General features: G+C 30.9%; 11 protein-coding genes and 1 pseudogene. 5 read left to right on the top strand and 7 right to left on the bottom strand.

Going from position 1 to position 14,039, the window contains the following annotated elements; translation table 11 throughout:
* Window positions 1-53 precede the first annotated feature (53 nt).
* The 4 genes and pseudogenes from ACLHDE_RS00060 to ACLHDE_RS00045 all read left to right on the top strand — a co-directional run bounded on the left by ACLHDE_RS00060 (window position 54) and on the right by ACLHDE_RS00045 (window position 3,356).
* Window positions 54-1,028, top strand: a complete 975-nt coding sequence (locus ACLHDE_RS00060) for a hydrolase (RefSeq protein WP_415397121.1) — start codon at window positions 54-56, stop codon at window positions 1,026-1,028.
* A 173-nt stretch (window positions 1,029-1,201) separates the two neighbouring features.
* On the top strand, window positions 1,202-2,128 hold the full coding sequence (locus ACLHDE_RS00055; protein WP_415397120.1) for a bifunctional methionine sulfoxide reductase B/A protein: 927 nt from the start codon (window positions 1,202-1,204) through the stop codon (window positions 2,126-2,128).
* A gap of 133 nt (window positions 2,129-2,261) precedes the next feature.
* Window positions 2,262-2,975: pseudogene (locus ACLHDE_RS00050) on the top strand (methyl-accepting chemotaxis protein); the annotation flags it as partial.
* A complete protein-coding gene (locus ACLHDE_RS00045) occupies window positions 2,970-3,356 on the top strand; it encodes a CZB domain-containing protein (protein ID WP_415398553.1) in 387 nt (128 codons plus the stop codon). The pseudogene ACLHDE_RS00050 and the gene ACLHDE_RS00045, both read left to right, overlap by 6 nt.
* Window positions 3,357-3,411: 55 nt before the next feature.
* On the opposite strand, the gene typA is transcribed toward ACLHDE_RS00045, so the two are convergent.
* Window positions 3,412-5,214: a translational GTPase TypA gene (typA, locus tag ACLHDE_RS00040; RefSeq protein WP_415397119.1), complete on the bottom strand. Its 1,803-nt coding sequence runs from the start codon at window positions 5,212-5,214 to the stop codon at window positions 3,412-3,414.
* Window positions 5,215-5,475: 261 nt separating this feature from the next.
* Between typA and ACLHDE_RS00035 the strand changes: the two genes are divergently transcribed.
* Window positions 5,476-6,711, top strand: coding sequence for a CCA tRNA nucleotidyltransferase (locus ACLHDE_RS00035; protein ID WP_415397118.1), 1,236 nt, complete (start codon window positions 5,476-5,478; stop codon window positions 6,709-6,711).
* Here the strand turns inward: ACLHDE_RS00035 and ACLHDE_RS00030 are convergent.
* The 6 genes from ACLHDE_RS00030 to dnaA all read right to left on the bottom strand — a co-directional run bounded on the left by ACLHDE_RS00030 (window position 6,708) and on the right by dnaA (window position 14,039).
* Window positions 6,708-7,178 carry a hypothetical protein gene (locus ACLHDE_RS00030; protein WP_415397117.1) on the bottom strand — a complete coding sequence of 157 codons (471 nt, stop codon included), beginning with the start codon at window positions 7,176-7,178 and terminating at the stop codon, window positions 6,708-6,710. The two genes, ACLHDE_RS00035 and ACLHDE_RS00030, sit on opposite strands and share 4 nt — an antisense overlap.
* A gap of 4 nt (window positions 7,179-7,182) precedes the next feature.
* Complete coding sequence (gene queF / locus ACLHDE_RS00025) at window positions 7,183-7,572, bottom strand: preQ(1) synthase (RefSeq protein WP_415397116.1); 390 nt, start codon at window positions 7,570-7,572, stop codon at window positions 7,183-7,185.
* Between the two features lie 26 nt (window positions 7,573-7,598).
* A complete protein-coding gene (locus ACLHDE_RS00020; RefSeq protein WP_415397115.1) occupies window positions 7,599-9,008 on the bottom strand; it encodes a GGDEF domain-containing protein in 1,410 nt (469 codons plus the stop codon).
* A gap of 25 nt (window positions 9,009-9,033) precedes the next feature.
* Complete coding sequence (gene gyrB, locus ACLHDE_RS00015) at window positions 9,034-11,343, bottom strand: DNA topoisomerase (ATP-hydrolyzing) subunit B (RefSeq protein WP_415397114.1); 2,310 nt, start codon at window positions 11,341-11,343, stop codon at window positions 9,034-9,036.
* Window positions 11,344-11,485: 142 nt separating this feature from the next.
* The gene (gene dnaN, locus ACLHDE_RS00010; RefSeq protein ID WP_415397113.1) at window positions 11,486-12,553 is read right to left on the bottom strand and encodes a DNA polymerase III subunit beta; all 1,068 of its coding nucleotides are present in this window, start codon (window positions 12,551-12,553) and stop codon (window positions 11,486-11,488) included.
* Between the two features lie 178 nt (window positions 12,554-12,731).
* Complete coding sequence (gene dnaA / locus ACLHDE_RS00005) at window positions 12,732-14,039, bottom strand: chromosomal replication initiator protein DnaA (protein WP_415397112.1); 1,308 nt, start codon at window positions 14,037-14,039, stop codon at window positions 12,732-12,734.

Raw genomic sequence — 14,039 nt, 5'->3', positions numbered from 1 at the left:
CATCTGAATATTTTGTTTTCATAAATTTTATAAATGTTAGATATTATTTCAGTATGAGCAATTTATTCACACCTACATTTTTACTAAAAAACAGACATATTCAGACTCTATATTCATCTCTGTTTAGGAAAATTCCTATTCACAATTTTGACATAGAAAGATTTGAACTTAGCGATGGAGATTTTATAGAGTGTTATTGGTATAACAAAAGAGATAAAACAAGTAGCAGACCCATTGTCTTACTCTTTCACGGTCTAACAAGCTCCTACAAATCTCCATATATTTTAGGGACGATGAGAGAATTAGATAAAAATGGATACGATAGTGTAGTCGTACATTTTCGCAGTTCTTCTGGAGTTATGAACATAAAACCAAGCTCTTACCACAGCGGTAAAACTGATGATGCGATGGAGTTTATAAAGAGTCTGCAAGACAAATATACAACAAGTAAAATTTTTGCTATTGGCTATTCACTAGGAGGGAATGTTCTTCTAAAGCTCTTAGGAGAGTTATCAGATGCATCCCCGATTACTGCAGCCATTTCTATATCAGCACCTCTGCAGTTAGATATCTGTTCGGATCAAATGAACCGTGGTTTTTCAAAATTTTATCAGCATCTGCTCCTAAAAGATTTAAACAATTCACTAGAGAAAAAGTATAAAACTCACGATATGAAATCTTTAATCAATCTAGATAAAAAAGATGTGAAAAAACTATCCACCTTTTGGGAGTTTGACGATGCTTATACTGCACCTATTCACGGCTTCGCATCTGCTCAGGACTACTACACAAAATCAAGCTCAAAACAATTTTTAAAACATATTAAAACGAACACTCTTGTTATTCACTCTCTTGATGATCCTTTTACCACACCAAAGATACTTCCAAAGGAAGATGAAATACCTCTAAATATTAAGCTGGAAGTCTACCCATATGGCGGTCATGTAGGTTTTATAGAGGGTAGTTTTTTAAAACCTAAATACTGGCTTGAAGAAAGAATCATTAATTATTTCCATGAGTTTGTTTAATCATATTTCTTTTATAATAAAAGGATACACAAAAACAAGGGAACCACTTTTGCAAAGCAAAATATTTCTTTAGTCGCCTCAGCGGCGCAAGCGAAGATAAAGGGACGTGTTCCTTTATCGGACTAAAGATAGAGGTTTCCTTCATTTTATAAAATAAAATCAAGGAGTTAAGTATGAAATTATTTATATCTTTCATACTACTAATTACTACTATGAATGCAATGGATTTAAAGCCCTGGAAGGGTAAAATAGAACAACTTAGCGATGAAGAAAAATACGTGCTTATTCACAAAGGTACAGAGGCGCCATATGTTGGTAAATATACAGATGAGAAATCAAATGGTACCTACACATGTAAGATATGTGAAACACCTCTTTATAAATCAAGTGACAAGTTTGATTCAAACTGTGGCTGGCCAAGTTTTGATGATGCAATTCCTGGTGCAGTTAAGAGAATTCCAGATGCTGATGGCAAAAGAGTTGAAATAGTTTGTGCTAAATGCGGTGGGCATTTAGGTCATGTTTTTGAGGGTGAAGGATTTACCGCTAAAAACACTAGACATTGTGTAAACTCAATCTCGTTAAAATTAGACCCTAGACCAGAAGCCAAAGATGAAAATATGTCTTATGCATATTTTGCAGGTGGTTGCTTTTGGGGAGTGGAATACTATCTTGAGAAATTAGATGGTGTAAAAGAAGTGCATTCAGGCTTTATGGGTGGACATGTTAAAAATCCAGGTTATTACGAAGTTGTTGGCGGTCGTACAGGACATCTAGAAGCAGTTGAAGTCATCTATGACAAATCCCAAATATCTTATGAAAAAATTGCCAGAACATTTTTTGAGATTCACGACCCCTCGCAGACAAATGGTCAAGGTCCAGATATTGGAAGCCAATACCTCTCTGCTGTTTTTGTGAATAATGAAGATGAAAAAAATACTATAAAAAAATTGATTGCATTACTCGAAGAAAACGGTTTTGATGTAGCAACAAAAATATTGGAAAGTCAAGAGTTTTACAAAGCCGATGAAGGGCATCAGAACTACTATAACAAAAAAGGTTCCCTGCCATATTGTCATGGTTACAAAAAAAGATTTTAATTTATTATAATTCTTTATTAAATAATATAAGTTATGCTTATCGTTATTTAATATTTCTTTTATCACATCTTAGATAGAATCATTAGTTAAAAATATTTATATTTCTATAAAAAAGTGATAAAAGGAAAATTAAATGGGATTATTTTCAAACCCTGGTGTACCAAAAGCTGACTATAAAAAGTTACTAGAATCCAATGAAACACTACAGAATGCCAACACTGCTTTAAATCATCGTATAAGAGAACTAGAGGATGAACTACACTCTAAATCTAAACAACCAACCAAAAGCACTGCGGACAGCCTTATGGAGATGCAAAATGAGCATCTAAGATTAAACCTTATAGATATACAGGGAAATATGGCCGAATCTGTAAGCGCATCTAAAGAATCACTTAGAAATACTGATAGTTTAGTTGAGAGTATTTCTGAGATTAGTGAAAAAACAAACAATGTTGTTGCAACTCTTGATGGCTTAAATGAACTATCAGACACCTCTATGCATACTGTTCATGGATTGTCACAGAGAACAGATGATATTACAACTATACTAGCTCTAATTAAAGACATCTCTGACCAAACAAATCTTCTAGCACTAAATGCTGCTATTGAAGCTGCTCGTGCAGGTGAACATGGTCGTGGCTTTGCTGTTGTTGCGGATGAAGTAAGAAAACTAGCCGATAGAACAGATAAAGCTGTTAGTGAGATAAATATATCTCTACAGAGCATGAAACAAGATGTAGATACTATGTCGGAGCAGTTTACAGAGATTCAAGTCGGCATAGGTGATTCAAATAAACTTATTACGGAACTAAACTCTTCTCTTGAAGATGATGCCACGCAGATGAAAGAGTCATTTAAAACAATAAGCTTTACAACAGATCGCATCTTTATGTCTCTGGCAAAAGTAGACCATATTCTCTGGAAAACAAATACATACTACTCTGCCACTACTAAAGAAGAGAAGTTTAAGTTTGTTGATCATCATAACTGCCGTTTGGGTAAATGGTATTATGAAGGTGAAGGCAAAGAAGTCTTCTCTCAAACCCCATCATATCCTAAACTAGAGACTCCACATGCTACAGTTCATAATGGTACTCATAAGGTTTTTGATTTGATAGTTGAAAAAGATGTTGATACAAATGCATTAATAGCAGCATTTGCTGAGATGGAGAAAGGAAGCGATGAAGTATTTGCTATCTTAGATAAAATACTTCATGACAAAGATTAGTCTTTAAATATATTTTCATAGGTTTAAATACCTATGAAATTTAGAAAAATAGTTACTATTTACGAGAGTGTCTTTTTCTCTCAGCCTCAGTTAAGTATCTTTTACGAATACGAACAGCTTTAGGAGTTACTTCAAGAAGCTCATCATCTTCAATCCACTCTAATGCACGCTCTAATGACATATCACGTGGTGGAATAAGCTTAATAGCTTCATCAGCACCGCTCGAACGAACATTTGATTGAGCTTTACCTTTAATCGGGTTAACAACTAAATCGTTTGAACGTGAATGCTCACCAATAATCATACCTTCATAAACTTCAGTCTGAACACCAATGAAAAGAACACCACGGTCTTGAATACCAAACAGTGAGAATGCTAAAGTAGAACCATGAGTCATAGAGATAAGTGCACCGTAAGAACGTGATTCAACAGAACCAGTAAACGGACGGAATTCTAAGAAAGAGTGATTCATAATACCCTCACCCTTAGTGTCTGTTAAAAATTGTCCACGAAAACCAATAAGTGCACGAGCTGGAATTTCAAACTCAATTCTTTGGAAACCTTGGCCCATTGGAAGCATTGATTTCATCTCAGCTTTACGTTTACCAAGACGCTCAATAACACCACCAGATAATTCTTCAGGAACATCAATTACTAGATGCTCAAATGGTTCACATTTAACACCTTCGATTTCTTTAACAATAACTTCTGGACGAGAGATACTAAACTCAAAATCTTCACGACGCATATTTTCAGCAAGTACAGTAATTTGAAGTTCACCACGACCTGATACTTTAAATTTACCCTCACCAACTATTTCAAGTTTCATTGCAACATTTGTATTCATTTCAAACTCAAGTCTTTCTCTAAGTTTGTTGCTTGTTACATGCTTACCCTCTTTACCTGCAAGTGGAGAATCATTAACAGCAAAAACAACTGTTAGTGTCGGCTCTTCAATGTGCATAGGATCGAGTGGCATTGGGTTAGCTGGGTCACAAATAGTATCGCCAACATCAACTGTTTCCATTCCTGCAAACGCAACAATATCACCAGCTTCAGCTTCATTTATTTCCATACGGTTAAGACCAAGGAAACCAATAAGTTTAGAAATTTTACCCTTAACTAATTCACCATCAGCTTTTGCAAGCATAATATTGTCACCTTTTCTTACAACACCGTTGAAAATACGAGAAATACCGATTTTACCAACATAGTTATCATAATCTAGTGTAAATACCTGTGCTTGAGTATGGTTCTCTCTATCACCCTCTGGCTCAGGAACATGTTCTAAGATAGCATCAAAAATACATGTGAAGTCTCCATCTGGATCACTCATATCCATTTTAGCCATACCATCACGAGCAGCAGCATAGATAACTGGAAAATCCTGTTGATCATCAGTTGCACCCATTGCAGCGAAAAGGTCAAACATCTCATCAACAACACGCTCTGGATCAGCAGAAGGTTTGTCAATTTTATTAATAACAACAATAGGTTTTTTACCTAACGCTAACATCTTTTTAACAACAAACTTTGTTTGTGGCATAACACCTTCATAGGCATCAACAAGTACCAAAACACCATCAACCATCTTAAGTACACGTTCAACTTCACCACCGAAGTCAGCGTGACCTGGAGTATCAATAATGTTAATTTTGTGATCTTTATAACGTATAGCTGTGTTTTTAGAAAGAATCGTAATACCACGCTCTTTTTCTAAATCATTACTATCCATAGCTCTTTCATCATGTGCTTCATGAGCGCCATATGTTCCTGACTGCTCTAGCAGTCCATCAACTAGTGTAGTTTTACCGTGGTCAACGTGTGCAATAACTGCAATATTTCTAATCTTTTGCATTAATACTTCTCCATAGATACTTTTCAAACTTTATAAAGAAGTAATAAATACTTCTTATTTATATGAAAAATTTTCGCGATTATACCTAAAATAATATTATATCTCGCAAAATCTATTAATATACCTTTAAATATCTATAGATGCTATAATAAATATACTCATATAAATTGATATAATATATTTATTATGTTTTATTAGTCAAATAAATTAAAATATGCTTTATCTCATATTTAAAGTACAAATCAAATAATTGAGTTAAAAATGATTGAATATCCAAATTTTTTAAATAAAATCTTTGACAAACTAAAAAAGAATGATGCCCGAGTAATCATCATTGGTGGATTTATAAGAGACTATTTACTAAATATTGAATCAAATGACATAGATATTGAAGTATATAATATATCTTCTTTTGAGAAATTGGAAAATATTTTAAAAGAGTTTGGAAGAATCAATAGAGTCGGAAAAAGTTTTGGTGTATGTAAATTAAAAATTGACAACTTTGTTTTGGATTTTACTCTTCCTAGAATCGACTCAAAAATAGCATCCGGACACTCTGGTTTTGATATAAAAATCCAAAAAAATCTCGATTTTATAGATGCCACAAGAAGAAGAGATTTTTCTATGAATGCCATAGGCTATGATGTAGCAACTAAAATCTTACTTGATCCATTTAATGGAATCTATGATTTAAAAGAAAAAACCCTAAAAATGGTAGATGCAGAGACTTTTATAGAGGATCCGTTAAGAGTTTTAAGAGCTGTTCAATTCTGTGCTAGATTTGATTTAAAGATGGATGAAGAGCTATTTCTACTTTGTAAGCGAATGATAGAAACAAATATGCTATCAGAACTTGCAAAAGAGAGAATTTATGAAGAAATCAAGAAACTTTTACTTAAATCCAAGAAGCCATCTATAGGTTTTAAACTCCTAAAAAAACTAGGTACTTTAAAATATTTTTCTAACTTCGAATTTGAGGAGAATTGGTTATGCTCTATGAATGCAATAGACAAAATAGCAGAGTTAAAAATAACTAACGAAAAAACAAACGAAGTTTTAATGTTATCATCTCTATGTTATCAATTCACTTCTCCTCAAATTCAAAGTTTTATATCTAAGCTATCAAATGATAAAGCTCTCTTAAACGGTATTATAATACTTAAAAAAAATCTAAAAACTATTTTGGATATTAGTTCAAAAGAGATTAAGGACTATGATATTTATAAACTATCTACTAAGGTAAATATAGAAGAATTGACTATATTATCTGAAGCTTTATTCGGTCTTGGAAAAAGTATTGCCTCTAGAGCAAAAGAGTTAAATATTATAAATAAAAAAACACCTGCTATTTTATTAGGAAGAGATTTAATTGTATCTGGCATAAAGCCATCTAGTGAATTTTCAAAAATACTAGATTCAGCTTATGAGGCACAGATGCATGGAGAGTTTTTTTCTAGAGATGGGGCCATAAAGTGGTTAAGTGATTATTTAGATTAACCACTAATAACATCCATCTTTCTCTGTAATTCATTTTTAATATTCATATTATTAATGGCTAATTCAATAGAATCTTTAAACCTTGTATAGTATATCTGCTTATTTTCTTTGTCATATTTTTCAATAATATCTTTTGATTTTTCTGAAAATTCATTTACCAACTCTATTGCAGTAACAGAGATTTTTTTATTTGTCAATATGCTTAAAACAAGATCAAAACCTTTTTTAATTTTACTGTCCATATCACCAATATCAATATATCTTTTAGATGTTTTTTCATCAACTTTTAATAATTTGTGTAGAACTTCGATTAAACCTTCCTCATCTACCGGATAGTCAGCTATTCTATTATTTATGTAGGTTCTCATATCTGTTAAATTCATTTTGGAAACTCTATCAATTAACTCTCTGTTTTCTTGATTATCAGATATGCTATTGTTCATCTTTCCAAGTATTTTTGAAAACATTTAATTACCTTTCTTTTATCTGTTTAGAACTGTCTATTTCTATAAGAGTATGTACATTTCCACGAGGGTTATAATCGGCTATAATCTTCATATATTTAGGTTTTATTTTATTTTCTAATGTTTCATATATTTCATTTGCACTATTTTCATGGGATACATGTTTATCTCTAAATGAATTGATATATAACTTCATTGCTTTTAGTTCAACTACCCACTTATCTGGTGTATATTCAAGATAAATAGTCGCATAATCAGGATAGCCACTTCTAGGACAAAGACAAGAGAACTCTGGAAGAGTCATTTTTATTAAATAATTTCTATTATGCTCATTTGGCCAGATTTCTAAATCTTTTTCTACATCAAACTCATTAACTATTTTTTCGCCATATTTCATACTCTTTCCTTTGGGGTACGTTGGTATTAATTTTCATATTTTTTTTCTACAGGAGCTAAATATTTACCTTGTAAATAATCAATTCCCAACTCTTTTGCTTTTGCTTTTATTTCCTTAGTTTCAACCATTTTAATCCATGTCTTAATATCTTTTTTATGTGCCATTATATTAAAGCCATCAATTATACTTTCATATTTTTTATCCCCTATATCTTTTGTATAGAATGAGTCAAATCTTACTATATCAATATCCAAATCCCTAAGATACAAAAAGCTGGTGTGAATAGCACCTAGCCTATCAATAGCAATCAAAATACCCATATCTCTTAATGAGTTTAGAGTAGAGTTATATTTACTAATATGTGAATAGTATTGTACTTCATTTAGCAAAAATATAAGTCTATTTTTTATATTTTTATTTGCTCTTATAAGTTCTTTTGCTTTTGTTAAAAAATCTAAATTTCTGAGTGAACTTGGAGATATATTCATAGCAAATATTTCTTTTGATTCATCACAACACTTAGCTATGTTTTGTTCTAGTACCATCAGGTCAAATTCAACCATCAATCCCAATTTATCTAAAACTTTCATATAAGCTTTTTGATGAATTATTTTTAACTCAGGTGTTTTTAGTTTTACAAAACACTCTTTTATAGTGCATTTATCATTTTCAAAAACATCCTGTGTCATTACAATAAATGATTTGTTTTTAATAGCATTTATAATAGATAATTCTTGCTTTTGTGGACTTATTTCTTCACCATTTTGAAAAAGTAATTTTTGATTTCTATTTATCTCTTGTATTTCAAAAAGCTTTTCTATTAGATAATCAAGTTCACAAGAATATGTTTTATCAATTATTGCACCACTTATTTTAACTTCTATATCATCTACTTTAAATTCATCACTCTTAAGGCACATTAATTCAAGCATTGTTGAATATTGATCTTTTGTACCATTTAGACCAATTACAAAGTCTCCTCCTTTTATATGCCCCATAGGAAAATTATTTAACTTTTGATTTTCAAGATACTGACTTATTTCTAAAGCAAATTTATTTAGAACTTTATCCCCGTTTTTCATTCCATAACGACTATTTATATCAGCTAAATTATCTACACTCATTAGTAATAATGTATATTCATTATTACTTTTTATCTCTTTTTTGAGATGCTTATAAAGGTACTCTCTAGTGAAAGTTTTTGTTACAACTTCTGTTATTCTTGTATCAAAACTCTGATAAATAATATAAAAAATAAAATATATACTAAATGCTATAAGTAAAATAGCCTCTATATAAAAATAAGGATTTAGACTTTGGTAATCTGTGATTAATTTACTTGAAGTTAAAGCAATAATAAGAGCAAAGATGGGAAGTCCCATTCTAAGCGCTAATTTAAAACGGTACTCTCTTTCTTTAATTTCTGGAAGTAACATTTGAGTACCGACCTCTCTTTAGATGTTAAACATCTAAATGTTTAACATCTTTAGCATGAGTTTCTATATAGTTACGACGAGGTTCAACTTCATCACCCATAAACAGAGTAAATGCATCAGATGCAACTTCTGCATCATCAATTGTTACTTGAAGCAAAACACGATTTTCAGGTGTCATTGTAGTTTCCCAAAGTTGATCTGGATTCATTTCACCTAGACCTTTATAACGCTGAATATATGCACCTTTTTTAGCATACTCATTAATATCTTCAAGAACTTTTATAATATCTTTTTCAAAACTTATATCCCACTCTTTAATTTTTCTAAAAACAAAACTTGCTTCATTAAAGTGAGGAGCTTCAAATAAATCATCATTAATAAGTAACTCTTCCATACCATCCTTTGTTTGAACAAAAATATGAATAGAATCATCAGTTATGCTTTTAGTTAGTATATTATTTCCTGAGTCAGTTAAAAATTTCTCAACTTCTATATACATGTTTTTAATATCTAAACCTATTAAATCAGGGTTTTCTATAAAATGACGAATAAGATCAACTAGTGCATATCTTCTCTCTAATGCTACAAGTGAACCTCTATAGTGATCAACCATTCTAAAATATGAGACTAAGTCATTGTTACCAATACCTTTAACATCTAAAGATTCAATACCATTTTCAATCAGGTAATCATTCATCTGACGATCATCTTTAAAATAAATCTCTTTTTTACCTTTTTTATAACGGTAAAGTGGTGGCTGAGCTAGATATAAATAACCTTTTTCTACAACATCACGGAAATGTCTAAAGAAGAATGTTAATAAAAGAGTCTGGATGTGAGAACCATCAACATCAGCATCGGTCATGATTATAAGTTTATGGTAACGAAGTTTTTCTTCATTATATTCTTCACCTATTCCACAGCCCATTGCAGTAATCATATTAGTAATTTCATCAGATTTTAAAATCTTCTCTAATCTTGCTTTTTCAACATTTAAAATCTTACCTTTAAGTGGTAAAATAGCTTGAAAAACACGATCACGACCCATCTTAGCTGAACCACCTGCAGAATCCCCTTCCACCAGATAAAGTTCACAAATGCTAGCATCTTTACTTTGACAATCAGCTAGTTTACCGGGAAGTGTTCCAACACTCATAGAATCTTTTCTACGAGTTAGTTCACGAGCTTTTTTAGCAGCCTCTCGACCACGAGCAGCCATAAGAGATTTTGAAACAATTGCTTTAGCTTCTAGGGGATTTTCTTCAAAATATTTAGAAAGTAGCTCATAAGTCTGTTTTTGAACTAATGGTCTAACATAAGTATTTCCAAGTTTACCTTTTGTTTGTCCCTCAAACTGAGGCTCTGGCACACGAGCAGAAACAATAGCAATAAGACCTTCACTTGCATCATCACCAGAAATTTTTACATCTTTTTCTTTTGCTGCACCATTTTGAGTGTTGTAATTAGAAATAACACGAGTAAGTCCAGCTCTAAAACCAGCTTCATGTGTACCACCGTTTGGTGTACGGATGTTATTTACAAATGATGCAAGTTTCTCTTCATAAGAGTCATTATACATAAGAGCAATATCAAACTCTATATCTTCAATTTTTGCTGTAAATGAATAAACTTGAGCTACTATCTCTTTTTTATTCATATCTGCAACATACTGAGCTATACCACCCTCAAAGTGATATTCTTCTTTTTTATCTGTTCTTTCATCTTCAAAAATAATAGTTATAAAAGGATTAAGGTATGCTAATTCTTTAAATCTTTTTGATAAATACTCATATTCAAATGTTATAGTTTCTGTAAAGATGCTCGGATCTGGTGAAAATTCAATCGTTGTACCAGTTTTACGAGTTTTTCCAACTATTGCTAAAGCTTCTTGAGGAATACCCCCCTTAAAGTTTTGTTCAAAAATCTCTTTTTCTCTATAAATAGTCATTTTTAGATCAGCTGAGAGTGCATTTACAACAGATACACCAACACCGTGAAGACCACCAGAGACTTTATAAGTATCTTTATCAAACTTACCACCGGCGTGAAGAACTGTTAAAACAACTGTTGCAGCACTCATTCCTTCTGTTGGATGCATATCTGTAGGAATACCACGACCATTGTCAGATACTCTACAAGTGCCCTCTTTAGTCAGTATTATATTAATAGTGTCACAATGACCAGCCATTGCCTCATCTATAGAATTATCAATAACTTCATAAACTAAATGATGAAGACCTCTATGACCTGTATCACCAATATACATTCCAGGTCTTTTTCTAACAGCTTCTAAACCTTTAAGGACTTTAATATTACTAGCACCGTAATTTTCCATTAACATCTCCATATAGCCATTTTGGCATAATTGAAGATATTCTATCCAATCTTTACTAAAATAAAGTTTTATGAAATTTTTTTATAGGAAATGTGGAGTATTTACTCCACAAAATGTGAAGTAAATTATAAAATCTTTAGATTTATATAACGATAGGCATAACTACTGTTTTAAAGTTATTATCAACTAGTAAAAAAGGTAAATTACCTTCATTTAGTCCTATGCTAAATTCAGAAGAATTAATAGAATTTAAAAAGTCTAAAAGGTATTTTGAATTGATTGCTATAACAAACTCTTCTGTAAAATTTGTATTGTAACTTATCTCTGTTTTTGCTTCTATATTATCATCACTTAATGATTCAAAAGTTATAAAATTATTTAAAAAAGTAATTTTAACATCTGAAGATATTGTAGTTATTTGTTTTATAGAATCAATCATAATTGCTTTTGGTAAAATTAATGTATTAGAAACTTCTTTTGGAATAATTCTAGAATACTCAGGAAATTTCCCATTTATTAATTTTGTAAAAAAGGTATATTGCTCTGAATGAATAATTAAATTAGTGTCATCATAATATAGTTCTATATTATCAAAGAAAAGTTTTTGAATTTCTACAATAGCTTTTTTTGGAAGAATTATTGATAATTCACTTGTACTTTTATTTTCAATATTAACAATAGCTAATCTTCTTGTGTCTGTAGCTGCAAAGTTGATACTCTCTTGTTTTATATCTATTAGAGCACCATTTAATTCAAATTTAGGATTATTAGTGTCAATAGCTGGTGTTATTTTTTTAAGAGATTCAATTAAAGAGTGAGATTCAATTGATATACGAGATTTTCCTTCATAGCTTGGAAATTCAGGAAATTCATTATAAGAAAAAGTAGGTAGTTTAAAGTTAGAATGAGATTGTGAAATATATAACATTTCATTTTTAATTTCTAAATTTATTTCTCCATCTTTTAAAATTCTAATAATGTCTAATAATTTTTTACCATTGGCTGTAGTACTACCTGTAGATATTACATTTACTTTATCAGTAGATACTTCTAGACCTATCTCATAATCAGTAGCTTGTATAGTCAGTCTAGAATCATTAACATTTATATAAACATGAGAAGTTATTTGTGAAGTATCTTTTTTTTCTAAAAATGGCTGAGCATGAACTAGTATGTTTTCTATGATTGATTTAGAAACAGTAATTTTCATATGAATTCCTATAATTATATAATATTTTAGTATGTAGTAGTAGGGGTGTGTGATTATGTGAATATCACCTCTTCCTTCCTATTTTAAGAGTTCTTTTGATGTGATGAACCAAGTCAACTCTTTTCACACCTATTCACTTTTATGATTATATCTTTTTTTTTTATCAAATGTGTCATTTTTAAGAGACTGAAGTTACTTTATTGGTTAATTCTTCAATTTTAACTTTAAAATCTTCATCATTTTTCATTAGCTCATTAATTTTTTTAAGTGTGTGACTTATGGCTGTATGGTCTTTCATCCCAAAATATTGAGCTAGTTGAGGCATAGTATTTTGTGTTAGCTCACGACATAAATAAATAGATATTCTTCTAGCATAAACTAAATTCTTACTTCTACCTTTTGAACGAATCTCAGTTGGTTTTATATTTAAATCTTTTGCTACATTATTTGTAATAATATCAAGAGTTAAATTAGCACGATTTTCTTGAAGCTGATCTTTTAATACATTTTTAGTAAATGCTAAATCAATATCAATATGCATTAGTTGTGAATAAGCATGAAGCTTGGAAAGAATTCCCTCTATTTCACGAACATTACTCTCTATAACAGTTGCTATATAATTAATAATGTCATTAGAGAGTTTTACTTTATTAATTTCACATTTTTTCTTGATAATTGCTATTTTAGTTTCTAACTCAGGAGGTTGAATATCTGCTACTAGTCCCCATTCAAACCTACTTTGAAGTCTTTTCTCTAAACCACCTATTTTCTTTGGATGCTTATCAGCAGTAAGTATAATCTGTTTACCACTACCTTTAAGAGCTTCAAATGTATGAAAAAATTCTTCTTGAATACCCTCTTTATTACTTAGAAATTGAATATCATCTATAAGTAATACATCACATTTACGATATTTTTCTTGAAATGAAGGCATAGTTTTATTTCTTACATGACGAATAAAGTCATTTAAAAACTGTTCAACTGATGTATATATAACACTTTTACCTTGATTTTGAAAAACGTTTCCGGCAGCTTGCATAAGGTGAGTTTTACCTAAACCAACACCACCATAAATAAAAAGAGGATTATATACCTCTCCAGCTTTTTCACTAACACTTTTTACAGCGGCATAAGCAAACTGATTAGATCCACCAACCATAAAGTTATCAAAAGTATGAGATGGGTTTAGTAGAGAGTGCTGTGGTTTTTGCTCAGTTTTTTGTTTTTTTACTTTTGCATCTAATGAGTTCTTAAGTGTTATTCTTACACTTACCTTAGAACCATTCTTAACTTCAAAGAGATGAGCAATTTTTTCACTATATTTACTTTTAATCCAGTTACTAATAAGAGCATTAGGAGCGTAAAAAATAGCTAAATCACTTGATGACTTCTTAGCATCATAAGTAAGTTGTTTAATATATCTATTATATTGTACTTCTGTTATCTCTTCTTTTAGCAGTTCTAGAACTTCTTGACCTATATTCAC

It is taken from the genome of Sulfurimonas iocasae (assembly GCF_047716755.1).
Classification (GTDB): Bacteria; Campylobacterota; Campylobacteria; order Campylobacterales; family Sulfurimonadaceae; genus Sulfurimonas.
The sequence above is the reverse complement of the archived record's forward strand: the minus strand, read 5'-3'. Positions and strand labels throughout refer to the sequence as shown.

Coding starts and splice junctions, on each gene's coding strand:
- ACLHDE_RS00060 (WP_415397121.1), top strand. CDS start 54: ATGAGCAATTTATTCACACCTACATTTTTACTAAAAAACAGACATATT.
- ACLHDE_RS00055 (WP_415397120.1), top strand. CDS start 1,202: ATGAAATTATTTATATCTTTCATACTACTAATTACTACTATGAATGCA.
- ACLHDE_RS00045 (WP_415398553.1), top strand. CDS start 2,970: ATGAAAGAGTCATTTAAAACAATAAGCTTTACAACAGATCGCATCTTT.
- typA (WP_415397119.1), bottom strand. CDS start 5,214: ATGCAAAAGATTAGAAATATTGCAGTTATTGCACACGTTGACCACGGT.
- ACLHDE_RS00035 (WP_415397118.1), top strand. CDS start 5,476: ATGATTGAATATCCAAATTTTTTAAATAAAATCTTTGACAAACTAAAA.
- ACLHDE_RS00030 (WP_415397117.1), bottom strand. CDS start 7,178: ATGTTTTCAAAAATACTTGGAAAGATGAACAATAGCATATCTGATAAT.
- queF (WP_415397116.1), bottom strand. CDS start 7,572: ATGAAATATGGCGAAAAAATAGTTAATGAGTTTGATGTAGAAAAAGAT.
- ACLHDE_RS00020 (WP_415397115.1), bottom strand. CDS start 9,008: ATGTTACTTCCAGAAATTAAAGAAAGAGAGTACCGTTTTAAATTAGCG.
- gyrB (WP_415397114.1), bottom strand. CDS start 11,343: ATGGAAAATTACGGTGCTAGTAATATTAAAGTCCTTAAAGGTTTAGAA.
- dnaN (WP_415397113.1), bottom strand. CDS start 12,553: ATGAAAATTACTGTTTCTAAATCAATCATAGAAAACATACTAGTTCAT.